A 22680-nucleotide genomic window follows, 5' to 3' on the forward strand; every position below is an offset into this window, starting at 1 on the left:
ATTCCAAGAATAGCAATAGACATTGGTTGGTCCTTTCCCTTTCCCGATATCAGCATTGTACTCGATGCTGGGTGAAAGGGCGGGCCATCCCATAAGAGCGGATGATCGCGTATTCCGCTCTGCGGCGGTTCGCAGCGTATTCGTCAAATGTCGAGCGCATATTTAATCCGCCGCGAATAGTCGAGCGCACGCAGAACGTGCGTCGATAATCGTCGTGCTCCCGAGAGTTTTATCGCCCTATAGTCGGCTCTGGTTCCGATCTGCGTGTTTTGACTATGCTTGCTGAGTTCGACGATGTTTTCTCTCACCGTAAGAATATTGGCGCCGTGGTCCCATCCACGTTCCAAGGCGACATCAAAGGGGAGGGTCATGGTCCGCATTGCCGAGGTAATCGCGTGCGCGCCATTGCGGGTGACGATGTAGCATGCGGCGGATCCCTGGGGACCGTGCAAACAACGGCCAATCTCATCTTCAGAAATCGTCGTGGCGACCCGCCGGAACCCACGGATTCTGTGGTTGAACAGCTTGACGATGTCAGCAGTCGGCACCGCGGCAAGTATCTGCGAGGTTCGCTCCAGCAAATCGCTGACGATTTCCACGTCGTCCTCGATAACGATGGAGGCCTCAAATGTGCTGGATAGGAACATGTCCACGGCGCGCAGGTGGCTTCGGTAGCAGCCGTACTCGCCCGGCAGCAATTGTCTACCGCCATGTCTGAAAAAACCGGCGTGATCGACGTCGACATAGTTCATGGGAGCGACGTTACGCCCGTCAATGGCGGGAACCCGTGTGATATGAATACCATGGGCGAGCGCCTGCGAGCGGATAGCTTTCCACCTGTCAACACATCTGGCCAGGTTAATGACATAGACACCGAGGCTCTCGGGCAAAACAACCATTGATCAGTCACCTCTGCTCCCGTCCGTCAATGACAGGGGTTTTGTGCGGATTCCTGAGGAAAGGTTGTCCATTCTTCGTAAGAGGGTATGCTTTAGCAAAAGCCACACCAATTGCCGAAGACGACAGATAAAACGTGATGCTTCTAGCCATGCGCGATAGGGCTGAACAGTCACGTAGCGCCATCGCGGCAAATGATAGGTTCGGCGTTTGGCCTGGATCTGGGACGGCAATCCGGTATCCTGGTTGATCGGCACGGGGAAGACAAAAGCGGCCCTCAGGCCCGCCAGATATTCAAGATCGAAGGCAAGATCGAATGGCAAACGCATCGGGACGAGCTTTTCGACAAACCAGGTTGCCGCGCGACGGTTGAGCAAATAGGCGCCCGATCCTTTCTCGCGAGTAAGCGCCACGGCAAGGGAACGTTGGGACGTCAAGTCGGCAAACGGGTACTTGCGACCGCGATTGACCGTCGAAAGCCGCAAGATGTCCCAATCGGCTTGCGCCTCGATTGCGGCCCTCAAGAGTTGTTTCAAGTCGGCGGGAAATTCGAGATCATCCTCCAGTATCAGGGCGAATTCTGACTGCGAGGCAAGCAGGCGCTTTGCGCAGTCAATATGGCTAAGGTAGCAGCCCGCCTCCGCGAGATTGCCCCTTCTTCCATGCAGAAGCCTGTAGGTTCCCTCGTGGAAGTCCCTGATGGGCAATTCAAGCGCTTGCCCGTCGACGGCAGCAACTCGTTCGAACGGCAGTCGTATACCATCAAGCTTATCCTGCATGGCGGACAGGCGATCAGCGGCACGGTCGAGATTGATGAGATAAGTCTTCAGGGGAAGATCGCTAAGATCTTTGTCATTCATGTTAGGCGCTCGTTCCGACAAGAATGGTGGCGATTGTGTTTGTCGGAGCGGACATTGTTTGGCCTGGCTTACGGGCGGCTTACAGAAACTTGTCAAAAAAGTGAAAATAGCCTTCAGGTTAGATTTCTGGGGCAAGTTTAGCTGGAGTGCCCAGCTCATCGCCCAAGCGGGAGTGATACGGAGGCTTTCCTCGTTCGTCCGCCGCCGGGATATCGAATGGGACATCGCGACGCGCGAAGCGGCAGGATCAAGGCGGGTGCGGCAAAACGGATGCGAATAGGCGCCGCCTCGAATTCGCCAAGAACAAGGAGGCCTTTGCGTTAAAATCGCCCCACGGGATCAACGCGAAAGTTTTGGACTGGTTCATGCGTGTGTTGCTCGTTGAAGACAATGCCAAGCTCGCTTCACTGACAAGCGAGGCAATGCGTTCGCATGGTTTTGCCGTCGATTGGGTCAGTTCAGCCAGCGACGCCGAGGAAGCTATGTCCACGATCAGCTATGAGGCGGTCATTCTCGATCTTGGCTTGCCAGATCGCGACGGCCTGTCCTTGCTCGAACCTGTGCGTCGCCGGGCGCCCTCGACGCCTATTCTCATCCTGACGGCACGCGATGCCGCAAGTTCGATTATCGATGCGCTCGACAGGGGTGCCGATGACTATCTCGTCAAGCCCTTCGTTATGGGCGTGCTGATCTCGCGCGTCCGTGCCTTGATGCGTCGCCCAGCCCTACGCCATGATACGATCCTCAACGAGCGCAACGTCCATCTTGATCTTTCACAGCATGTCGCCAAGGTCGGGGAGACCGAACTGCAGCTCAGTCGCCGCGAGTTCGCCGCGCTGGAATTGTTTCTTCGGAGATTCAACAGGGTTCTCTCCAAGGGCGAGGTCGAGGAGTCGATCTATGGCTTCGGCGAGGAACTGAGCTCCAACGCCGTCGAGGTTCTCATCCACCGATTGCGTAAAAAGCTCCAGGCTGCGGGTGCCGCGATCGATATCCATAACATGCGAGGTGTCGGCTATATGCTGACGGAGGGACGTTCATGACATTTGGCCGGCTGACGCTATTCAGGCGCCTCGTCGTTGCTATGTCTATCGTCGCACTGGTTGCAGTCTGTGCGAGTGTTGTTTTCTTGTACGTCCGTTTTCAAGCGGCCAACGATGCTTTTCGTGAAGAGACGCTCTCGACTTTCGCCCAAGACATGCAGCGCCAGTTCGCCTCAGATCCGCAACTTGCCAGTGGGTCCGCAACTGCCTTGAAAACGCGAATCAAGGAACTGAGCGGACAATTCGCCATCGTGACCGATACAGGGAGAGTTCTTGCCAGTTCTGAGACGTTGGGTCAGCCCCTGGTTCCTGTGTCAAACCAGAAGGTTCGGTACTTTTTGCTCCCGGGTCACGACAAAGTCAGAGCCCTTTTTGGCATTTCAATGCAGCTTGATGGCACTAATCCCGTGCATTTCGTGCAAATCGCCTTCCCGCGGGAGCACGTCATTTTCGATACCGTATTGGAGGAGTTCGTTACCGACATCGCGTGGATATGGATTCCATTTGTTTGTCTTCTTCTGCTGGTCAACATCCTCGTGCTGAAATTCGCACTGAAGCCATTGAGCCAGGCGGCGGAAGAGGCACGGCAAATCGGGCCCTCCAGCATAGCGGCGCGACTGACGGAAACCAGGATGCCGGAGGATGTGCTGGCATTGGTGAGCGCGGTCAACGAGGCGCTTGATCGCTTGCAGGCGGGCTTTCTGTCACTTGAGCAGTTTTCGAGCCATCTTGCCCATGAGCTTCGGACGCCGCTCGCGATTATCAAGGCTCGCCTTGCGCTCTCGCAAGATGCAATCGCACGGAAAGTCGAGGAGGATTTCGACGGTGTAGAGCGGCTGGTCAGTCAATTGGTCGATCGCGTCAGGGTCGGTGGCCTGCATTTTGAGGCAAGCGACCGGGTCGATCTCGGCGATATCGGACAGCGGGCAGCGGCATTCCTTGCGCCGGTCATTCTTTCCAAGGGCCGCGACATCGAATTGCAGTCACCCTTAGAGCCGGTCGTGATTAGCGGCGCGTTCGATTTTATCTTTCGAGCCCTGCGCAATCTTATTGAGAATGCACTGAACCATACGCCTCCGGGCACGACGATTACGGTGACGATCTTTCGATGCGGCATCACGGTCTCTGATTCCGGCCCAGGATATCCCGCCCGATGGCTCGAGCCGGTGGCGGTCGTCGGCAAACCCGACAGCGGAGCGGGTGGCCTCGGCCTTGGCCTGTCGATCGTGAAGGAGACGATGATTGCTCACGGAGGCGATCTCAAACTCACCAATTTGCCGGAGGGCGGAGCATCCGCGACAATGGAATTTCCAATCCATCAGAAAGCGATCTGAGAATGGAGCTTTCATGTTCCGCGGAGATTATCCTGACAGAACGCCGAGGCTTGGCCGTCGTCGGACTTGCTGATGCAACTCCTTTGCTCAGGCTACTGAGCTTCGGCCTTCTTTAGAAGGGCTCCACCAGTTCCTTGACCTCGATCAATGCCGCAGCCTTTGGCTAGTCCTATCCTTTTTCCGCTAACGGAATCTCAAGGAGACGGTCATGGACGACATTACTCTCAGACAAAATATTCTGGATGAACTGGAATTTGAGCCGAAAGTGGATGCGGCCGAAATTGGTGTGACCGCCCGCGACGGCGTCATCACTCTCACCGGACGCGTTGCCACATATGCCGAGAAGGACGCAGCCGAGAAAGCCGCGAGGCGCGTCAAAGGCGTCCGCGCCATAGCCCAGGAAATAGACGTTCAAATCCTAGGTCCGCGGCGGACAGACGACGACGACATCGCCCGACGGGCTGTCAAAATGGTAGACTGGAATATCTCCATTCCAAAGCAAATGGTGCAGATCCGCGTATGCAAGGGCGTCGTCACGCTTACCGGCGAGGTGGAATGGCAGTACCAAAAGAATGCCGCCGCCGCCGCTGTCAGGGATCTCGCCGGCGTCGTCGGCGTCTCCAATCTCATAGAGGTCGTTCCTGGCATCAGCGCCGGTGACGTCAAGAAGCGCATCGAAAATGCATTGGAACGCGATGCGGAATTGGAGGCGCAGGCGATTCAGGTCGATGTCTCCGGCGGCAAGGTCACCTTGAAGGGCAAGGTCAGGACCTTGTTCGAGCGGCGCGCAGCGGAACGTGCCGCGTGGTCGGCGCCGGGCGTCTACGCACTCGATGATCAACTGTCCATCGGCTGATCGACTTTCGATAGAAGGAGGGATGTAAAACCATGAGCACGGATTTCACACGAACGGAAGAAGCTCTGCTTGCCGGTGCCGGATATCCCCTCCCGCACCACCAGGATTGTGACTTTCGCCTCGACAGAGCAGACAGAGACAAATGGGAAATTACAATTGTGTCGTCCCGCGCTCAGGCGTGGGTTCATGATGAATTGTGCAATCCCCTCTGCCAGTGTCTGAGTGATAGCCTCAAGGTAGATATATTGGGTGCGGATCGTTTTCTGAAGCAGGTCCATGCCTTAGGCTTTCGAACCGAATTTGTCGGCACCGGCGGCAAGGATCTGTTCTGAGGTGGAGCTATGTATAAGTCGGTTGTTTGTGCGGTTGGCCTCGGATCGAAGGAGAAAGCCGAGCATCTGATGCATACGGCTTCGCAGCTTCTCGATGCCGATGGAACCCTACATGTCGCTCATACCGTCGAGCGCTTTCCCTCCCTTGTCCGGCAGGGGCCGGATGAATGGGCGGTCTCTGTCATCAGTGAGGCGGAAGAAAAGCTGTCGCTGCTTTGCAGAGAGCTTTCAATGCCAGCGCTTGTCCATGTTCGCACCGGTCGCGCCGCCGACACGGTGCTCGCCATTGCGATCGAAACAAAGGCCGATCTGATCGTGGTCGCTGCTCATACCATCGATGTTTTCGATCGGGTATTTGGATCCACCGTCGACCACATTGTCCACCATGCGAAATGCTCCGTTCACATCGATCGGATTCCCTCGCCGCCGAAACAATAAATATCCAACTTATTCAAAGGCTGGATTGCGTCCTCGCATTGGAGGCCCGATCGTACAAGCGTGGGCAAGAGGGCGTATGTTGCGGCCGTTCACGGCCATCGATCTCAAGGCATATGGTTTGACCTTTGACCTTCCAATCAACAGGATCGCGATCGACGAACCTGTCAAAAGCCTGTCATGGGAAGACGAAAGCAGTCTGCCGAGAAGATGTGGCCGTGCATTTCGCCGCAATTGCTCCCCTAGATGTCAGGGCTCTTAGGAGCTGCTGTTTGGTCGTCGCCGTCAATTATGTGGTTGCAGCCAAACGTAACCCCTTTTTGGAAATCAACGAAAATTGAGCGCCATGACAGATCCGCGAAAATCATCCTCCAAGCTTAATCGCTCTATCGGAGCCGGCCTTGTCCTTGCCGTGCTGGCGGGGCCGGCCGTGGCTGCCTCGCTCAAAAGTATCATGGGCAGCATGGGCGATAACACCACTTCAGCCAAGGCCGTGCTTGCCAACTTCGACAGCAAAGCCGCCGAGCAGGTCCTGCAGCGCTACGCGGCCGACGCCGAGGCCGCCGACGCCATGTTTGCCAACCAGAGCGGCGCCAAGGAGAAGGATCTCCATGCTCGCTTCAGCAAGATGGCCATGATTGCCGGTACCGCGAGCCAGAAGGCGCAAGACAAAGCCTCGTTTCGCAAGGCATTCGTGGCCGTGGCAGCCGAATGCAAGTCCTGCCACACGGCTTACAAATAGCTGCTGCAATCCTCCAGAATAGGAAATTCCCCATGAGCGAACAAAGATCCGCCTACGAACCCTATTGCGAACCACCCGCCGAAAATGGCGGCAAGATTTCATCTGCCAAGAGCGATCTCGTGCGTGCCTGGGACCTTCCCACGCGTCTGTTCAAATGGTCGCTCGTCGCCTTGATCATCACGGCCTGGGTGTCGAGCGGTTTCAACGATCCGGATATGACCGTTCACAAAGCGGCCGGTTACGGCGTTCTCGTCCTGTTGGTTTATCGCCTCCTGTGGGGTGTTTTCGGTAGTTCAACGGCGCGGTTTTCCGGTTTCGTACGCTCGCCCACCGCTGTATGGGCTTACCTGCAGGCGCTGCGGCGCAACCGTGCGGGGCACTATCTCGGCCACAATCCAGCCGGTGGTCTGATGGTCATCGGTCTCATTGTCGTTTGCGGTGTGCAGGTTTTGCTTGGATTATTCTCCAGTGACGGAGTGACCGCCGCGGGGCCTTTTGCCGGACTGGTAGGGGAAGCCGCTTCGAGCTGGGCCGCTTCCATCCATGCTGCGTGGTTCTACTTCGCCATCCTCGTTCTGGCGGGATTGCATATCGTTGCGAACCTGTGCTATCAGTTCGTCAAGCGCGAAGACCTCATCGGCGCCATGATCACTGGCCGCAAACGGCGCGAAGCCTACGTCGACCACAATGAGGCGACGGGCGGGTCGCTGCCTGTCGCCGCTGTCTGTCTTCTGGTCGCCTTTGGCCTGGTTTATGGCACCGTAACGCTGCTGGGCGGAAGCTTCTTCGCTTCAATCTAGAGTTCGTTTTGGTCAAACAGGAGCGTCATGGCTGTAAGATGGCCAAGCTCCACTTCAATCTCCAGCCGCCCCTTATGCAACGCCATGATCCGGCGCACGATCTCAAGGCCAATCCCCATGTGGTCGGCTTTGAGCTCGCCAAACGGGACCTGTGCCGGAGCGTCAAAAACACCAGCGTCATCCTTCACCGTCAAGCGCAGACCAGGGCCGGCAACAACGTCGATGGCCGCACCTTCCGGGGTATGTTTTAAGGCGTTTTCGATGAGGTTTCGCAATGCGTCCTCAAGCAGTGGCGCATGACCTTCAACAGAGCCAGCGCCAAGATTGCTGTAGGCAATGGTGTGGTTGAGGTCATAGACCAGGGGTGCGATATCGGTGACCACCCAATCAGCCAGCTTTGCCAGATCGACCGGCCGGAACACGGCACGGTCAGCACTTTCGAGCCGCCCCAGCGCCGTGATCTGGCCGACAAAACCCGCCAGTGCGTCGAGATCTGTCTCGATCTTGCGCGCACGGGGATGCTCGATATTGCCAAGCTCCAGCTTCATCATAGCCAGAGGCGTGCGGATCTCATGAGCGACAGCGGTGGTGAACAGACGCTGTGATTTCATGAGCGCGCCGATGCGTGCAAGGCTCCTGTTGACGGCAGCGGCAAGATCGGCGATTTCCCGCGGCATGCCGGTCTCGTTGATCAGATGGCTGGGGTCCAGCGGATCGAGATGGCCGGCCTCTCGTGCTGCTTTTGCAACGGGGCGCAGGGCCTGGCGGATTGACAATAAGGTCCCACCGAGGACGAAGAGCAGCATGATGGCCATCGGGGTGGCCAGATGATCCGCAAATTCACGCCCGATCACCGCCCACATGATGCCGTCGCTGTCGTGCAGGATCGCGATTTCGATAAAAATCTTGTCCCCATGGATTTCGTAGGTCTTGCCGCCGGCGACGGCGAGCGGTTTGCTGTTGCTCAGCATCCGAGACCAGAGGTCCGGCGGATTGACCTCGTGCGGCAAAAGGTGATTGTCGCAGCGCGCGTCGCAGTTCGTATAGAGAATCTGACCGGTGGGTGTGCGGATGCGAGTGATATAGAAGCCACCCTGGACGCCGTAACGGTCGAGGTCGTGCGGCAACTTGTAGGGCGCCTCGTCATGGCGGCGTTCGAAACCCTTCAACAGCTTTCCGGTTTCACGTTGGATCATCAACGTCGCCAACTGCTCGTTGTCGAAATAATAATCGGCGAAGACGAGTGCGGCCTGCACCGCCATGGCCAGCGCTGCAAAGAGCGCGATGCGCAGTGTGATCATGCGGATCAGCGTTGGCGGCCGAGCAGATCGATCAACCATTTTGGCGCTTTTCGCGCAGCAGATAGCCGATGCCGCGTATTGTTTCGATGCTGATGGGCAAATCGAATGGGGCGAGGCGGCGGCGCAAGCGGGAGATCGCCAATTCCACGGCGTTGGTCGAGATATCGTCGCCAAATTCGGAGAGCTTGCTTTCGATCAATTGCTTGGGAGTGACCCGGCCCGCGTTGCGAATAAGCAGTTCCAGGACGGACCGCTCGCGCGGTGCGACCGCGAGCGGTTCACCGCCTGCGGCGACCACGCCGTTTGTGGGATCGAAAGATAAGCCGCCAAGGACAATGGCTTCAATATAGTGCGGCGCTCTGCGGCGCAGAAGGGCGCGGCAGCGCGCGAGCAATTCGATGTGATTGAACGGTTTGACGAGATAGTCATCGGCACCGCCGTCGAGGGCCGCCACGCGATCTTCAATCGAACCGCGCGCCGTGATCACGAGGATCGGTGCAGTAAAACCTTCGCGACGTAGTTCCCGGATGAGATCCAAGCCGTCGCCGTCCGGCAAGCCTAAGTCCACCAGGGCCAGGTCGTAGCTGACGGTTTTTGTTGCCAGCAGCGCCGCGCCTACCGTTGCCGCACCATCAAGCCGCCAACCCGCCTGATGGACACTTTCGGTCAGCAAATCGCGCAGGCGGGCACTATCTTCGATCAGTAACAGACGCATACAGACCCCGATTTGCGGTCACGGTGGTTGCGGACCACGACGACAACTTGCTGGTAACGCTTCCCGCCGTGCCAGAGCCCACTCTAGACGAATGAACCACGCGGTTCGACTGGGATCTTGCAATAACATCGAAATCAGGACCGTACCGCACGGTGGATGTCCAAATCCGAGGCCCGGATACCCTCACGCAGGAATTGCCGAAGCTATTTTCCAGGCAACGAAGACGGTCGACCCATCTGTGATGCCGCGGCTGGTCCGTGACCTCAATTGAGGCATGTCAAAGTAGCCAACCAAATGCCTTGATAAACGTAATATTCGCGACCTTTTCAGCGACGTTTGCCTGTGCGGGTTGCTGATATTCTCGCGCCCGGGGAATCACGCTTTATGAAATGGCATACATCGCATCAGTTTCCCGCGCTGAGGCTCGTCGTACGCGCCGGCGAGAAGTACAGGGTCATCAAGACCGTCCGGGATGCGGCGGTAGCATTGATCTCGGATTGGCCGAGCGATGATGGCGAGGAATATGTCATGGCGATCAGGGCATGCCTTGATGCCCTGAACGACGTCATCCCTCCGGAAGCGGCCAGGGAGGCGCTTATCCGTGCTGCTGCCGAAGAGCGTATCCTTTATATTTCAGTCATCGGATGACGTTGGTTGCGCAAAGGGCGTGCGCTCCCTCTGCGCAGCCACCTCACCCTATTGACGTAGATCAAGGTCCAAAATCGCCAGAGAACCTACCATTTGATCACGAATGCAAAGTGGACTTTTCGTTGTCCGCCTTGACTTCGGGATGGCAGATCCGTGACAAGGAGAAGAACATGCGTGCAGCTTTGCTGGTCGCCGCGATAGCCGGCCTTATCTTCGGTGCCTATGCCTACCAATCCAGTGGCTCCGACAAATCAAAAGAACCGAAGCAACAGTCATCGACGAATACGGGCAGCACAACCGAAAAACCTAAGCTCGGTTACCCGGATCCCTATATTCCCCCGACAAAGGGCAATGGCTTTTGATTTCTAACGACAATCAAAGGATGAAATAATGTCAAAATGTAACCCGACTGTCGTGGTCAAACGTCGGCGCTCGCGTGCGCCGCGATCGGCCTTGAGCCCATCGAAGGCTTTAGGCTCTCTTCCAACAGTCGGTTCTCCCTCCAATATCCAAAGTCCGCCAACTCGTCGCGTGCTGCATCTCTCCGGAATTTCCTCCCGCGACGGGACGACTCATTTTTTATGGCCGGACGCCCGCGTCCAGGCTTCCGACGAGGCCTGACGCCCTGTCGGCCTTTGGATCTTTCACAAAAGGCACCGAGATCTGCACAGCCGGCGATCGATTTTTCAATATGCACGGATGAAGAATGCCGATGGTGCCGACATCCGCGACCGACTCATGCGTGCCGTCGCTGCTCATTATTGAGTTTTCTCTCAATACCTATGCGAGAAGATGCTCGCTGCGCGGTTGTCTCATCCGTCTCAGCAAAGCTGGCCGGATGGAGGATCTCGGATCAACACCGGCGTGAATGCCGTTGGCAGCACGATTGTTATTCGCAGTGACAAATCGAAACATGAGTTTGCCGCCTTCCGCTATGACCCGACGTCGGTGGCCGAGATCGTCAGCGGAGGTTTACACATTTTCAAATCTTAGGAGTGAGTCTCCAGGCATGGAGAAGGGTCCGTCAATTCACCCGCTGACTCGATGCCAGCCTGAGCAGAATTATATATGAGACCGTACTTAACCTGTGTCACGCGCAGATCGCGGTACCAGTTGACGAGATCGCCCCAAGGGTCATTTATCTTTGAAAGACCAGACACGAAGGCGACGACTGTTCCGATTTCGGTCTTCCCGGTAACGACGAAATAGCCGCCCAACGCGAAGATGCCCGCGTAGCCCATCTGTGTCATCAGATTCATCATGAAATTCATCGTGAACTTGATTTTGTAGATGCTCATGTTGATCCGGAAGACATCTCCGATACGCGACGCCTGATGGCCGTCTGTATCAATTGCTTGCCCCATTTGGACGATGTCCTCGCTGACATTGCGCATGATGCCGATCCTTTTTCCGACGCGGCGGTTGATCGCTGCTTGCATGATCGGGACAAAACCACTTTGCGGAAGAAAGATCGTGATGACGATGATCGTAATGAGTGGCTGCAGATAGACCAGATAGCCGCAAACAGCTGTCAATATCCCCATCTGCAACAGAGGCTCCGAAATACTTGTGCCGACGAAGCCACCGACAGGTTCGGCTTCGGCCAAGATGATCGAGAGTTGGACACCTTCGCTGGTCATCATGGAGCCGTCCGTCATCGATGTTCTTGATGCCTCGAATACCTGCAAACGCAGCCATCGGACGGCCGCTTCTCCGATCCAACTGCTGTAGATATTGAGCACAAGTTTCACGGCTCCCTCGGTCAAAGCCAAAAGCACGTATATCAACACCAGCACGGCGATCGTTCGATAGGAGCCATTCTCCGTTGCCGCATTCACGATCCGTCGTTGTACCTCCAGCGGTATGGTTCCCGCTGTAAAGAGCACAATGGATAGTATTGCGGTGGCCAGCTGATGCCACCCCGATGCCCGAAAAACGAAGCCATATAGCGTCCGGGGAAGAATGATTTCCTTCGGGAACGGGCGTGATAGAGCCTCCTTCGCACCGCGAAATGTTTTCAGGATGGTCATTGCGTTGCTGACTTCTCAAGCGCGGTCTGTCGCCCGGTGCCGGTAATCGGCTTCACCCACAAAATGCCGATGATCGTCGCGATCATGACGATCAATATGATCATCAATAGCTTTTGCACTGATGCCCTCCTGACGTGCCAAACAATGTGTCCTGCCTCGAACGCTTTCACGTTTTTGCTATGCGCGCGTTGATCCGGATCAAGGCCGAAGCACAATTTGTGTGAGAGACAAGGGTGGTAAATAACAGCGCTCGCCGCAGCCGTTCCTTTGGCGGAAGAGGTTGCTTGAAACGCAGATCGCACGCCGTTTCCAGGCTTTTTCCTCCGACATCGAGCTTCAAAACGAGCCCCAACTTCGATGGGCTTCAGCCATGAAAGCGATGGTTCTCCAACAAATCGGGAAGCCGCTCATATTTGTCGAACGCGATGATCCAAGGCCCGGTCCTGGCGAGCTGAGGATCAAGGTCGAGGCATGTGCCGTCTGCCGTACTGATCTTCACGTTGTGGACGGCGATCTCAACAATCCAAAGCTTCCGCTTGTACCGGGTCATGAGATCGTGGGTATTGTCGATGCTGTGGGCCCCGGAATCGAAATCGCCAAACTCGGTCGCCGCGTCGGCGTCCCCTGGCTCGGTCATGCATGCGGAACCTGCTCTTTCTGTCAAATGAAGGCTGAGAATCTATGCGACCGGCCGCAATTTACCGGCTATACCCGTGACGGCGGTTTCGCGACGCATGTTGTGGCCGATGCGGCATTCGCATTCGCTCTCGATGCGAGTGCCGATCCCGTATCGCTCGCGCCTCTTTTGTGTGCCGGATTGATTGGCTGGCGTTCGCTCAGGAAGGCCGGCGACGGCAAGCGCATCGGCCTTTTCGGCTTCGGAGCTGCCGCGCACATCCTGACACAGGTCTGCCTTTGGCAAGGCCGCGACGTTTATGCGTTCACGCGCAGCGGCGACCATGCAGCGCAGCAGTTTGCGCTCGATCTCGGCGCCAGATGGGCCGGCTCATCGGAAGAAAGCGCACCAGTTCCGCTCGAGGCAGCCATCATCTTTGCACCGGCAGGCGATCTTGTGCCGATTGCGCTCAAGGCGGTTCGCAAGGGCGGAGTAGTTGTGTGTGGCGGAATTCACATGAGCGACATACCGGCGATGCGTTACGCCGTTCTATGGGGGGAACGCGAGCTTGTCTCAGTTGCCAATTTGACACGCGCGGACGCAGCTGAGTTTTTCCCGATTGCCCAGATGGCCGGCGTGCGAACCCACACCAAGGTCTATCCGCTCGCGAAGGCCAACGAGGCGCTCTCCGATCTGCGCGCCGGGCGTCTCGTCGGCGCAGCGGTATTGGTGCCCGAGGCAAGTTAGCCCGATATAAGCAGCTTTCGCCAATATTGCCGTCACAGTCATCGCGGACGAAAATAGAAACGTTTCACCAGCTCGAGCGCAGCCGCGTAAATCGCCGAGATTGCGATCAGACCTCCCATCAACGGCGCAGGGAGCGGCGTGAAATCGAATATGCTCGCGGCCATTGGAATATACGGCAGGACAAGCGCTATGAGTATAATGACTGCCGTCGACCACAGGAGCAGAGGCCCCGGCTTATCTTTCCATGCCGTCATGGTCGTACGAACGATCAGCATGGTCGCAAGCTGCGTGATGAGCGACTCCACAAACCAAGCCGTGCGGAACTGGTTCGTTGATACATGCACGACGAAAAGCAGAAATCCGAACGTCGCGAAGTCGAACAGTGAACTGACCGGGCCAAAGAAGATCATAAAGCGTTGGATGCTGCGGATGTCCCAACGCCTTGGGCGCTGCACCTGCTGTCGATCGACCCGGTCCGTGGCAATGGCCATGGCTGGAATGTCTGCAAGGAGATTGTTGAGCAGGATCTGCTTGGCGAGCAGCGGTAGGAAGGGGAGGAACAGAGAGGCGATTGCCATGCTGATCATATTGCCGAAGTTCGCGCTCGTTGCGATCGATATGTATTTCATAGTGTTGGCGAAGGTTCGCCGACCGTCGTCTACACCGCGAATCAGCACGTTGAGGTCCTGTTGAAACAGGACGAGATCCGCAGCCTCCCGGGCGACATCGACCGCACCGTCGACAGAAATGCCGACGTCGGCCTCATGAAGGGCTGGAGCATCATTGATGCCGTCGCCCATATAGCCGACGACATGCCCGGAGCGCCGCAGAGCTTTGATAATGAGCTCTTTCTGGTTGGGATCAATCTCGACAAACAGATCTGTTTTTGGCGCGCGGGCAAACAATGCATCACTGCTCATCGACACCAGCTCTGCGCCGGTCAAAACTTGTTTCGTTTTCAGACCGATCGTGTCGGCCAGATGTTTGACGATGTAGCGGTTGTCGCCGGATATGATCTTGATGCCGATACCGCGATGTCTCAACCCCGCCAGTGCATTCTTGATACCTGCCTTCGGCGGATCAAGAAACAATAGAAAGCCCTCGAGGCAGAGCTCGCACTCGTCGTCCACGTCATAAGCCCCCTCGTCTTGAGCGAAACGCCTGGTGGCGATTGCGATCGCCCGAATACCGTCCTCGCCCCACTTGCGATAACGCGCATCGATGTCCGCACGCGACCGGTCATCGAGGGGCTCGACAGCATTACCTGTCCTGACAGAGGTACAGACGGAAAGGATATTGGCGACTGCGCCCTTGCAGACCATCATCGTACCCTGGCCGACCTCATCGACGATGACCGACAACCGTTTGCGCATGAAATCGTATGGAATTTCGTCTTTCTTCACGAAGCCTTTCAGATCTGCGTTAGTCTCGCCGGATGCCAGTATGGCATCATCGAGTGGGTTTTTAAGGCCGGCCTGCAGCGATGCGTTCAAAAAGGCGAGTAAGTGGACCTGCTGCGAGTGCATGCCGCCTATATCGACGCTATCGTCGAGCTTTATGATGCCTTCTGTCAGCGTGCCGGTCTTGTCGGTGCAGAGAAGGTTCATGCTCCCTAGATTTTCAATGGCGTCCAGCCGGCGAATGATGACACCGCCGGCGGCCATGGCGTGTGCGCCACGGGCGAGCGTCATGCTGATAATCACCGGCAAAAGCTCTGGAGTGAGCCCGACGGCCAACGCCAGAGAAAACAGCAGAGAGTCGATCAATGGCCGGTGCAGGAGCAGGTTGGCAACAAAGACGGTAATGACGATCACCAGCATGATCCGTGTCATCAAGTAACCGAATCGTCGTATACCTCGCGAGAAATCCGTTTCGGGTATCTGTCTCGCGATTGCGCCGGCGATGGTCGCATACTCGGTGCGCGTACCCGTATTAACAACGATAACCGTCGCTGTGCCGCTGCGAACCGATGTGCCGGTGAAGACGCAATTGGTCCGGGTGGCGATCGGAGCGTCGGGGGGACAGACACCCGCCATCTTGCCAACCGGGAAGGTCTCGCCCGTCAGAGCGGCCTCGCTGACGTTCAAGTCACGTGACGAAAGGATCATGCCGTCGGCCGGCACAAGACTACCGGCAACAAGCTTGACGATATCACCCGGGACAACGGTGCTTACCGGGACAAGAGATTCTATTCCGCCCCTTACAACCGTCGCCGACAATGAAATACTTTTCTTTAGCGCCTCTAGCGCCTTGGTTGCTCCGTATTCCTGAGAAAAGCCAAGCAAGCAACTCGCAAGGACGATGAGGCTTATAATGATGGCATCATGCATCTCCCCGACCAGCGAAGATACCGTCGCGGCAAAGATAAGAATGAGAACGAGGGGATTCAGAAATTGCCGCACCAGAATATGAAGTGCGTTCATGTGTGTCATCGCGACGACTGTATTCGGACCGTAGCTTTTTAGCCGGGAAATTGCCTCTTGAGGCGAAAGGCCTTTTGCCTGCGAGCCGAGATCGTGCAGCAGAACATCCTCGCTCTTCGACCAATAAGGCGACGGCGACATCGTCGTATCTAGGTTTGTGGAAGCCGGTCTTTTAAGCGGAGCGTTCTTGGTGGTTTCGTCAATTTCAATAGGCATCGGCGGTCACCTCTGATGCCTTACTAGCCATTGCACGGCGCGTGCGCCTTGACCTTTGTCAACAGGCGATCATCCGCTCGCTAAAGCCGGCATGCCGTGACTGTCCCCCGAGATGCGCCACCACTGCGACAGCATGGGAAATGCGCTGATCGAAATGTTGCGATTGGCCCAAGCCGGAACGATAGATATCCGGCATCCAAAATTTGGGGGCGGGGAGTAAACGTTGATATCAATCGTCCGCTGCTTGATCAGTGGGCAACAAGAACCGGCATATCGAGATCGGATAGCAGTGATCGAGTGACTCCTCCAAGGGCAAATTCACGAATTCGGGAATGCCCATAGGCTCCGGCGACAAGCAGATCCGCGTGCAGAGCTCTTGCGCTCGATTGGATAGCGACGGCTACCTCTTCGCCATTTGCACCGGCCACGACAACCTCTACATCCAAGCCGCTGTTGCGTAACACCTCCGCATATCGGGCCCGGCTCCTCTCATTCATTGAGCCATCATCGGTGATCGATATCAAAATGACCTTCGATGCGCCTTCCAGGAATAATCTGGCGCCTGTCAATGCTCTCGACAGCGGCGCGCTGCCATCCCATGCGATTGCCACCGTGTCGATCCGGCCGCAGACGTGTTTCGCAGGGAACAGGACGAGAGGTCGGCCGCTTTCGAACAGAAGGTTCTCAAGCAATGGCATCATGGTCTCGGTCGCCTCGATAATTGACAGGTCATAAGCACGCGAGATTTCTACCAGAGTCTCAAGGATTTGCGGCTCCGACGCTTCGAATGGCTCAATGATGGCGCGAATGTCTGCTTTGCGGGCGTAGTCGTGCACTGCTTCGCTCAACGCGACACCGCTGTCGCGGCTGAAGCGTTTTGCCTCCGAGCTCAGTCTTTCGACGTCGTCAACCCATGGGGATGATTGACCAACGAGTGGCGTCTTGATCTGCAGGACGCTCGCGGTGAGATCCGCCTTTTGATGTCGCGCCAAGTCGATCGCGTTTTGAACGACGGAAAACGAACAGGCTGTGGGATAGGTGATCAATGGCAGATGGAATTGCGGTTTCATGTCAGTCTTCTCCAGCAGGCGGACATAATGATCGCGTGCCCGCCGGCCCGCCGCCTTGATGAAAGTCAAGATTGTTCGACCGGAGAGGAGCCTTATCTGCGCTCATAATCGCCAAATGAAGGCTTCGATCGCCTAACGGCGAGCGATATCGCGCCATTTTGATGCTGATCAATGAACAGTCTGGCAACCTCGTCTTTGATGACTCCGCGTCTCACGATGACGGTTTGGAAAAGGGCCGGGACGAAGTCGTCCTTCAAGGGTCCTCGCAACGAAGAGGAGAAATGATATGCCCGACATGGCAAGAAAACTTCCTGTGAGCACGGAGAAGAAGACGGCGCCCGCTATGGAGCGCTGGGCGCCCTTCGAGAGCCTGCGATCGGAAATTGATCGTGTCTTCAATGACTTCACTCCGGGCTTCCTAGAAGACCGCACACTCGCGCGTTTCCCGAATGCCTTCACGCGCGGCATGCCGGCTGCCGACTTCATCGAGTCCGACAAGACCTATGAGCTCACAGTTGAGCTTCCTGGGATTGACGCGAAGGAGTTGGATCTGACACTCGCCAACGGCATCCTGACGGTCAAAGGCGAAAAGCACGAACGCAAGGAGGAAAAGGAGAAGGAATACTATCTCAGCGAACGGCGCTATGGGTCGTTCCAGCGCAGTCTCCAACTTCCCAACGGTGTCGATGCAGACGGTATCAACGCATCCTTTGAAAATGGTGTTTTGAAGGTCGTTTTACCGAAGACGGCTAATGCTCACAAGAATGACCGGAAAATTGCAATCAAGGCAAGCTAGCCCACAAGCGCTCTACACTTGTCCGTCGCGGCTCAGCTGTAGGTTGCCAAGGGGGCCGGCGGCAGAAGAAGGGAGGGGCTCACCCCTCCCTTTGGCGTTAGCCGACATGAAGATGATTTTCAACAATCGCGACGCCGGGGACAGACCATGCGGCTTGCTCTGCTGCATGACGTTCGCTCCAGGCATGAACGTCACCTTCAAGAACGACTTTGCTGTCGGCGACGCGAACTTTGATTCCATCCGCCTCGATCTCAGCGTTTCGCCGTAGCGCCTGCTCGATCCGTTCCTTGATATCTGACGCGCCGACAAGTTGCCGGATGGTTAGGATATTCGTCACGCCAACAACGCCGCCAAGCTTTTTGACAGCATTTTCCGCCGCCATGCGCTGGAAGTGCCAGCGTACTTCGCCAGAGAGTGTTACCCATCCGCGCTGGACCTTGACGTCAATGGCGCCGTCGGGCAACGCAGTGTCCCAGGTAATGATATCAAGTGCGCGAGCTGCGATTTCATCGTCGGCATGCCTTTTCTGCTCGGGCCAACGCACATCGATCTCATCGGCAATCGCCCGGACGCCTTTTACCCGCCGAGTAACTGCCTCCGCCGCCATTTTCTCGGCACAGCTCTTCACATGGCCAGATAGTGTCGCGACGCCATTCTCCACCGAAACGCCGATCGCGGCAGCGTCAATGCTGGGATCAAATTCCAGTTCGTCGAGGATATCTCGACGTATCTTCAGGTCACTCAAGATGTCCTCCTTGAAGACAATTGATCGAGGCTCGCGCCTCAAACCAAATCTCGTCAATCCGGCGTGCGGTGTCATTGCGCTGGGTCAAAGACGAAACCGCGTCTTGGCGAACTTCGTCGGGTCGGTCGGGGCCGGCGGGTAGACCCGGGTCGCATGGAACGGAATCCTCCGATGCTCGGATCAGGGGCTGTCAAGCTTCGTCTTCTGTCGATTGCTGACTGGCCGCATTTGCTGATTTATGGGCTATCTGTTGACCATGCGACGTCTACAATATGCTTGGCGGGCATCAAGGAGGCATGCCGGAAAACAGCATTTGCCCTTGCTTTCAGTGGGCAAGAAACAACGGTATGTCCGAGTCTTTCAGCATCGATCGTGTCACTCCGCCGAACAGGCGTTCCTGTAAGCGTGGATGACTATAGGCTCCCATGACGATCATGTCGGCTGCGATGTCGGCGGCGTGTTGTCGCAACGTTTCATCGATCAATCGACCGCCGCTCGCAACGCAGTCGACATCGACCTTGACGCCATGTCGCGCGAGGAAGGCGGCGATATCCGCGCCAGGCTCTTCGCCGTTGACGGAGCGCTCAGCAAGGGGATCGACAAGCGTGACATGCACCGTTCCGGCGGCTTGCAAGAAGTCGATCGACTGGCGCGCGGCGCGCGCTGCCTCCTCCCCAGAGTCCCAGGCCAGCAAAATTGTTTTCGGCAGGAGCCGAACCATCTTGTCGCCCGGGGTGACAAGCACCGGTGTGGGCGACTGAAATAACGCCCCGTCGATCACTCTTCGCCGAAGTTCCTCGTTGCGGGCGGCCTGCGGACCGATGAGGACAAGATCGGCATAAAGAGCTCGCTCGGCTATGTCATCGTCTGCCCAGGCAAATTCCGTGTAGACTTCCTGCACGTCATAGGAGGACGCGCTCCCGCTGAGCAGCGTTTTGATATCGGCTGCTTTTTCGGTCAATCTGTCTATTTCACGTTGCCGCTCATCGAGCCTGATCGTGGAGAGGGCATCATATGTGGTGAGCGGAGGCGTGACGCACATCGAAACCACCAAGGCGGTAAGATGGGCACCATGCGTTTGGCAAAAGTCGACGGCGCCCTTCAGGTCATCCTTGAATTGACTGACGTCGAGGATACTCAAGACGGTTTTGATGGGCATGGTCGGATCGCCTTTCCTGGTTGGAGGAAAGGACAGCAAACCTCACTTTCAACCTCATTTCCTTGATTTTCCGCAAAGCGAACCCGATCCGCCGCGCATAAGGTTGGGTGCATGCGAGGGAACCAGATGTCGGATTCAATTTTACATTTCTACGGTGCGGCCGGATCGGTAACCGGCTCGTGCTTTGTCCTTGAGCACCGCGGCACACGCACAATGGTCGATTGCGGCATGTTCCAGGGCTCCAAGACAGAGAAGGAACTGAATTACAGGCCGTTCCCGTTCGATGCCTCTCTGGTTGACGCCGTCATTTTGACCCATGCGCATATCGATCATTCGGGACTTATCCCGAAGTTGGTGAAAGCCGGTTTCGAAGGGCCCATCCATTGCACGCCGGCGACCTTGGATCTGTGTTCGATCATGCTGCAAGACTCCGGACATATTCAGGAATCAGAAGTCGAGCAGCTGAATCGCCGCCACCGGCATAGATCGCGCGATACGTTGCAACCCATTTACACCGCAGAAGACGCGCGTGCCGCGATGATGCAGTTTCGAGCGGTTGCCTATAAAGAATGGCAGAGATTGGAGGGCGGACTTGGATTTCGGCTTTGGGACGCCGGACATCTGCTCGGTTCGGCTTCGGTCGAAATCGAGCTTGCGACCGAAAATGGCCCCATCCGCATACTGTTTTCCGGTGACGTCGGTCCGCAACACAAACTTTTGGAGGCCCGGCCGGATGCTCCTAAGGACTTCGATTACGTCATCTGTGAAAGCACGTATGGGGATCGTGAACGAGACGAAGCTTCCGACGTCGCTCGTCGCGGGCAACTTCGCGAGATCCTTCTCAAGGCCTATCATCCCAACAGCGCTCTGCTGATCCCATCATTTGCGGTCGAACGCACACAGGAATTACTTGCTGATATCAATGTGCTGATGGATGCTGGTGAGATATCCCGCTGTCCGATCGTCATCGACTCTCCATTGGCTTCGCGCGCGACCGCAATCTTCAAGCAGTATGCGCATTCCATCCCCAACGGCGACCTACTGATCAAAGCACTGAATGCCAAAAATGTACGCTTTACGGAAACGGCCGAGCAATCAAAAGCAATCGACCTCATTCGCGGCTTCCATATCATCATCGCTGCCAGCGGCATGTGTGAGGCCGGCCGCATTCGTCACCGTCTCAAGAACTGGCTATGGCGCGATGAAGGCACGGTGTTGCTCGTCGGATTCCAGGCAGCCGGCACGCTCGGGAGGATTCTTGAAGACGGCGCGCGCACCGTAAAAATCCAGGGCGAAGAAATCATCGTCCGCGCGACTGTGCGATCACTGGATGCCTATAGCGGTCACGCCGACGCCAGCGAATTGAGCGCTTGGATAGACGCCAGAAAGCCGATTCGCTCAGGGCTGTTTCTGGTCCACGGCGAGCCTGCCGCGCGCGACAGTTTGAAATCTCGTCTGCTGGTCGAGAAGCCGGAAGCGACCATCATCGTGCCATCGCTCGACGACAGCTACAGTCTGACGAAAACAGCCGCCGTACCGCTCGCACGTGGTACGCCGCCTCCGCGCCTAGTACCCCAGGATGTCGGCCATTCGGATTGGCATAATGACTATCAATCGATCGTCCTCGATCTGGAGGAGCGGTTGCGTCAAACCGCCGACCGGAAAGGGCGCGCCGTCATTCTTCGGCGCGTCAAAAGAGCTCTTGAGGAAGACGGGCGTTCAAGCTAACCACAAAGGAACAAGACCATGCTGACAACGAATCGTGATTGCAGAAGGGGAGGGCAGCGATTTGCAATTCCGACACTTGGAGAGGTCGAGGGCAAGCTCATCGCCTCGGAAGTTGTCGCCACAAGTTGCCTCCATGAGCTTTCGGCCCATTCCGGCAGCAAGGGAATGCTCTCGATCAGGAATAAGATCAGACAAGCCCTTGATGCGCGCTGCACAAGCGCAAGCCTTTGTCACGAGGATACCGATGTGGCGGTAGCATATGCCTTGGAGCTGCTTGATTCAGCAGCGGAAGTCGCAGGCAACCAGGCTGGTACCACAGCGAAGTCCGGTGGTTGCGAGACTGTCCGCCGATTGCGGCGCATGGCGAGCGTGAAATGACGGCGCACGGCAGCAATCGGTCGGAATAGAGGGCAGCGCGGCAAGCCCATGCGTTTCTCAAATCGCAGTTTGCCTGTGTTCCTCTTGTTAAGCTACGCGGCGCTATTTGATTGCTGTGGGCGCTCGGGCCAGAGCGACCCGAGAGAAGGATTTATCGCCAGTCTGACTTTCTTGATCACAGGTGGGCTCAAGCGATGATCCAGCAATTTGAAGACATTCTGTGCTGCTTTTTCGACGCCCATATCATTCAGCCTCACTGATCGCGTGCCTATGCTCGCAAAGAAATCCTTTCTATTTGAGCACGGTTGGGTGTGTTCAGGTTGCCAGTTTTCGTAGAATAGTCCCCGGATCAATGGCGGCAGATGCGCTGAGAAGTCAGCCATGGCCTTCTGGCCCATGGAATCCCGAAGCGCGTGTAGGACACAGCGCAGGCAATCATAGGCCTCATTCCGTTCGCAATGGAGATATTCGGACAATTCTACGATCCATGTTTCGGCTTGGTGCGCAGAATCCGAGAAGGTCTGGGAAGGAATAAAGTTCATGGCAAGCCTCCTTGATCGAGACTATCGTCACCGAATTCCCGATGATGCGCATTGTCCTGGATCAACATCACGGTTCTATTTGCGCGGGATGTTGGTGCGAAGTCTTGCCGGGCTTTGACGATTAATTGCAGAACTATTTTTCCCGAGTTGAACGGTCTCCATCGATCACTTATGAAAGGCGACCTTCGGCGCCATAGAGCCCGCTGGGAACTTCGCGCCATAGATCAGCGGGATCCTTGTCGATGACGACCTCAATCCCGGTGAGTC

The 22680-nt window shown here is 56.5% G+C and carries 24 protein-coding genes; 12 read left to right on the plus strand and 12 right to left on the minus strand.

Going from position 1 to position 22680, the window contains the following annotated elements:
- Positions 1-143: 143 nt before the first annotated feature.
- Together FHT84_RS29360 and FHT84_RS29365 are read right to left on the minus strand one after the other, a co-directional pair.
- A complete protein-coding gene (locus FHT84_RS29360) occupies positions 144-899 on the minus strand; it encodes a glycosyltransferase family 25 protein (RefSeq protein WP_112340156.1) in 756 nt (251 codons plus the stop codon).
- Positions 900-902: 3 nt separating this feature from the next.
- Positions 903-1757, minus strand: coding sequence for a glycosyltransferase family 25 protein (locus tag FHT84_RS29365; RefSeq protein ID WP_112340157.1), 855 nt, complete (start codon positions 1755-1757; stop codon positions 903-905).
- A gap of 365 nt (positions 1758-2122) precedes the next feature.
- Here FHT84_RS29365 and FHT84_RS29370 point away from each other — a divergent pair, with 365 nt between their 5' ends.
- The 7 genes from FHT84_RS29370 (at position 2123) to FHT84_RS29400 (ending at position 7299) form a co-directional block, all read left to right on the plus strand.
- Positions 2123-2800, plus strand: coding sequence for a response regulator transcription factor (locus FHT84_RS29370; protein ID WP_095437865.1), 678 nt, complete (start codon positions 2123-2125; stop codon positions 2798-2800).
- The gene (locus FHT84_RS29375; protein WP_112340158.1) at positions 2797-4134 is read left to right on the plus strand and encodes an ATP-binding protein; all 1338 of its coding nucleotides are present in this window, start codon (positions 2797-2799) and stop codon (positions 4132-4134) included. Before FHT84_RS29370 ends, FHT84_RS29375 begins: the two co-directional genes overlap by 4 nt.
- Before the next feature lie 208 nt (positions 4135-4342).
- On the plus strand, positions 4343-4990 hold the full coding sequence (locus tag FHT84_RS29380; RefSeq protein WP_112340159.1) for a BON domain-containing protein: 648 nt from the start codon (positions 4343-4345) through the stop codon (positions 4988-4990).
- 32 nt (positions 4991-5022) lie between these two features.
- Positions 5023-5322 (plus strand): hypothetical protein, encoded by a 300-nt coding sequence (locus tag FHT84_RS29385; RefSeq protein ID WP_095437868.1) that lies wholly within the window; start codon positions 5023-5025, stop codon positions 5320-5322.
- A gap of 9 nt (positions 5323-5331) precedes the next feature.
- Positions 5332-5760: a universal stress protein gene (locus FHT84_RS29390; RefSeq protein WP_095437869.1), complete on the plus strand. Its 429-nt coding sequence runs from the start codon at positions 5332-5334 to the stop codon at positions 5758-5760.
- Positions 5761-6094: 334 nt separating this feature from the next.
- Positions 6095-6499 (plus strand): cytochrome c, encoded by a 405-nt coding sequence (locus FHT84_RS29395; RefSeq protein ID WP_183765573.1) that lies wholly within the window; start codon positions 6095-6097, stop codon positions 6497-6499.
- Positions 6500-6531: 32 nt separating this feature from the next.
- Positions 6532-7299 carry a cytochrome b/b6 domain-containing protein gene (locus tag FHT84_RS29400; RefSeq protein WP_181592271.1) on the plus strand — a complete coding sequence of 256 codons (768 nt, stop codon included), beginning with the start codon at positions 6532-6534 and terminating at the stop codon, positions 7297-7299.
- Here FHT84_RS29400 and FHT84_RS29405 read toward each other — a convergent pair.
- Together FHT84_RS29405 and FHT84_RS29410 are read right to left on the minus strand one after the other, a co-directional pair.
- Entirely contained in the window at positions 7296-8600 is a 1305-nt protein-coding gene (locus FHT84_RS29405) for a HAMP domain-containing sensor histidine kinase (protein WP_183765571.1), read from the minus strand. The genes FHT84_RS29400 and FHT84_RS29405 overlap by 4 nt on opposite strands.
- Positions 8601-8631: 31 nt before the next feature.
- Complete coding sequence (locus tag FHT84_RS29410) at positions 8632-9315, minus strand: response regulator transcription factor (protein WP_112340163.1); 684 nt, start codon at positions 9313-9315, stop codon at positions 8632-8634.
- Positions 9316-9699: 384 nt separating this feature from the next.
- Between FHT84_RS29410 and FHT84_RS29415 the strand changes: the two genes are divergently transcribed.
- On the plus strand, positions 9700-9963 hold the full coding sequence (locus tag FHT84_RS29415; RefSeq protein ID WP_112340164.1) for a DUF982 domain-containing protein: 264 nt from the start codon (positions 9700-9702) through the stop codon (positions 9961-9963).
- A 170-nt stretch (positions 9964-10133) separates the two neighbouring features.
- Positions 10134-10325, plus strand: coding sequence for a hypothetical protein (locus tag FHT84_RS29420; protein ID WP_112340165.1), 192 nt, complete (start codon positions 10134-10136; stop codon positions 10323-10325).
- Positions 10326-10542: 217 nt separating this feature from the next.
- On the opposite strand, the gene FHT84_RS29425 is transcribed toward FHT84_RS29420, so the two are convergent.
- From FHT84_RS29425 to FHT84_RS31720, 3 genes are all read right to left on the minus strand, one after another.
- Positions 10543-10722, minus strand: a complete 180-nt coding sequence (locus tag FHT84_RS29425; protein WP_112340166.1) for a hypothetical protein — start codon at positions 10720-10722, stop codon at positions 10543-10545.
- Positions 10723-10952: 230 nt separating this feature from the next.
- Positions 10953-11993, minus strand: a complete 1041-nt coding sequence (locus FHT84_RS29430; protein WP_112340167.1) for an ABC transporter transmembrane domain-containing protein — start codon at positions 11991-11993, stop codon at positions 10953-10955.
- On the minus strand, positions 11990-12112 hold the full coding sequence (locus FHT84_RS31720; RefSeq protein WP_281023927.1) for a hypothetical protein: 123 nt from the start codon (positions 12110-12112) through the stop codon (positions 11990-11992). The genes FHT84_RS29430 and FHT84_RS31720 overlap by 4 nt, the downstream gene beginning before the upstream one ends.
- A gap of 251 nt (positions 12113-12363) precedes the next feature.
- Between FHT84_RS31720 and FHT84_RS29435 the strand changes: the two genes are divergently transcribed.
- Positions 12364-13356 carry a zinc-dependent alcohol dehydrogenase family protein gene (locus FHT84_RS29435; RefSeq protein ID WP_112340191.1) on the plus strand — a complete coding sequence of 331 codons (993 nt, stop codon included), beginning with the start codon at positions 12364-12366 and terminating at the stop codon, positions 13354-13356.
- A 38-nt stretch (positions 13357-13394) separates the two neighbouring features.
- Here the strand turns inward: FHT84_RS29435 and mgtA are convergent, their stop codons facing one another.
- Complete coding sequence (mgtA, locus tag FHT84_RS29440; protein ID WP_181592273.1) at positions 13395-15920, minus strand: magnesium-translocating P-type ATPase; 2526 nt, start codon at positions 15918-15920, stop codon at positions 13395-13397.
- A gap of 323 nt (positions 15921-16243) precedes the next feature.
- Positions 16244-17065, minus strand: a complete 822-nt coding sequence (locus FHT84_RS29445) for a universal stress protein (RefSeq protein WP_112340192.1) — start codon at positions 17063-17065, stop codon at positions 16244-16246.
- 286 nt (positions 17066-17351) lie between these two features.
- Here FHT84_RS29445 and FHT84_RS29450 point away from each other — a divergent pair, with 286 nt between their 5' ends.
- Complete coding sequence (locus FHT84_RS29450) at positions 17352-17861, plus strand: Hsp20/alpha crystallin family protein (protein WP_112340169.1); 510 nt, start codon at positions 17352-17354, stop codon at positions 17859-17861.
- A gap of 97 nt (positions 17862-17958) precedes the next feature.
- Here FHT84_RS29450 and FHT84_RS29455 read toward each other — a convergent pair whose 3' ends face one another.
- Both FHT84_RS29455 and FHT84_RS29460 read right to left on the minus strand, forming a co-directional pair.
- Positions 17959-18606 (minus strand): BON domain-containing protein, encoded by a 648-nt coding sequence (locus FHT84_RS29455; protein ID WP_112340193.1) that lies wholly within the window; start codon positions 18604-18606, stop codon positions 17959-17961.
- Positions 18607-18931: 325 nt separating this feature from the next.
- Positions 18932-19765 carry a universal stress protein gene (locus FHT84_RS29460; RefSeq protein ID WP_112340170.1) on the minus strand — a complete coding sequence of 278 codons (834 nt, stop codon included), beginning with the start codon at positions 19763-19765 and terminating at the stop codon, positions 18932-18934.
- Between the two features lie 126 nt (positions 19766-19891).
- Between FHT84_RS29460 and FHT84_RS29465 the strand changes: the two genes are divergently transcribed.
- Positions 19892-21493: an MBL fold metallo-hydrolase gene (locus tag FHT84_RS29465; RefSeq protein ID WP_112340171.1), complete on the plus strand. Its 1602-nt coding sequence runs from the start codon at positions 19892-19894 to the stop codon at positions 21491-21493.
- A gap of 470 nt (positions 21494-21963) precedes the next feature.
- Here FHT84_RS29465 and FHT84_RS29470 read toward each other — a convergent pair whose 3' ends face one another.
- Positions 21964-22413 (minus strand): DUF2267 domain-containing protein, encoded by a 450-nt coding sequence (locus FHT84_RS29470; RefSeq protein ID WP_112340173.1) that lies wholly within the window; start codon positions 22411-22413, stop codon positions 21964-21966.
- Between the last annotated feature and the right edge of the window lie 267 nt (positions 22414-22680).

This window comes from Rhizobium sp. BK289 (assembly GCF_014193575.1).
Lineage (GTDB): Bacteria > Pseudomonadota > Alphaproteobacteria > Rhizobiales > Rhizobiaceae > Rhizobium > Rhizobium tropici_C.

What these genes read in the sequence shown, in the direction of transcription:
- FHT84_RS29360 (WP_112340156.1), bottom strand. Translation starts at nt 899, where the DNA reads ATGGTTGTTTTGCCCGAGAGCCTCGGTGTCTATGTCATTAACCTGGCC.
- FHT84_RS29365 (WP_112340157.1), bottom strand. Translation starts at nt 1,757, where the DNA reads ATGAATGACAAAGATCTTAGCGATCTTCCCCTGAAGACTTATCTCATC.
- FHT84_RS29370 (WP_095437865.1), top strand. Translation starts at nt 2,123, where the DNA reads ATGCGTGTGTTGCTCGTTGAAGACAATGCCAAGCTCGCTTCACTGACA.
- FHT84_RS29375 (WP_112340158.1), top strand. Translation starts at nt 2,797, where the DNA reads ATGACATTTGGCCGGCTGACGCTATTCAGGCGCCTCGTCGTTGCTATG.
- FHT84_RS29380 (WP_112340159.1), top strand. Translation starts at nt 4,343, where the DNA reads ATGGACGACATTACTCTCAGACAAAATATTCTGGATGAACTGGAATTT.
- FHT84_RS29385 (WP_095437868.1), top strand. Translation starts at nt 5,023, where the DNA reads ATGAGCACGGATTTCACACGAACGGAAGAAGCTCTGCTTGCCGGTGCC.
- FHT84_RS29390 (WP_095437869.1), top strand. Translation starts at nt 5,332, where the DNA reads ATGTATAAGTCGGTTGTTTGTGCGGTTGGCCTCGGATCGAAGGAGAAA.
- FHT84_RS29400 (WP_181592271.1), top strand. Translation starts at nt 6,532, where the DNA reads ATGAGCGAACAAAGATCCGCCTACGAACCCTATTGCGAACCACCCGCC.
- FHT84_RS29405 (WP_183765571.1), bottom strand. Translation starts at nt 8,600, where the DNA reads ATGATCACACTGCGCATCGCGCTCTTTGCAGCGCTGGCCATGGCGGTG.
- FHT84_RS29410 (WP_112340163.1), bottom strand. Translation starts at nt 9,315, where the DNA reads ATGCGTCTGTTACTGATCGAAGATAGTGCCCGCCTGCGCGATTTGCTG.
- FHT84_RS29415 (WP_112340164.1), top strand. Translation starts at nt 9,700, where the DNA reads ATGAAATGGCATACATCGCATCAGTTTCCCGCGCTGAGGCTCGTCGTA.
- FHT84_RS29420 (WP_112340165.1), top strand. Translation starts at nt 10,134, where the DNA reads ATGCGTGCAGCTTTGCTGGTCGCCGCGATAGCCGGCCTTATCTTCGGT.
- FHT84_RS29425 (WP_112340166.1), bottom strand. Translation starts at nt 10,722, where the DNA reads ATGAGCAGCGACGGCACGCATGAGTCGGTCGCGGATGTCGGCACCATC.
- FHT84_RS29430 (WP_112340167.1), bottom strand. Translation starts at nt 11,993, where the DNA reads ATGACCATCCTGAAAACATTTCGCGGTGCGAAGGAGGCTCTATCACGC.
- FHT84_RS29435 (WP_112340191.1), top strand. Translation starts at nt 12,364, where the DNA reads ATGAAAGCGATGGTTCTCCAACAAATCGGGAAGCCGCTCATATTTGTC.
- mgtA (WP_181592273.1), bottom strand. Translation starts at nt 15,920, where the DNA reads ATGTCGCCGTCGCCTTATTGGTCGAAGAGCGAGGATGTTCTGCTGCAC.
- FHT84_RS29445 (WP_112340192.1), bottom strand. Translation starts at nt 17,065, where the DNA reads ATGAAACCGCAATTCCATCTGCCATTGATCACCTATCCCACAGCCTGT.
- FHT84_RS29450 (WP_112340169.1), top strand. Translation starts at nt 17,352, where the DNA reads ATGCCCGACATGGCAAGAAAACTTCCTGTGAGCACGGAGAAGAAGACG.
- FHT84_RS29460 (WP_112340170.1), bottom strand. Translation starts at nt 19,765, where the DNA reads ATGCCCATCAAAACCGTCTTGAGTATCCTCGACGTCAGTCAATTCAAG.
- FHT84_RS29465 (WP_112340171.1), top strand. Translation starts at nt 19,892, where the DNA reads ATGTCGGATTCAATTTTACATTTCTACGGTGCGGCCGGATCGGTAACC.
- FHT84_RS29470 (WP_112340173.1), bottom strand. Translation starts at nt 22,413, where the DNA reads ATGAACTTTATTCCTTCCCAGACCTTCTCGGATTCTGCGCACCAAGCC.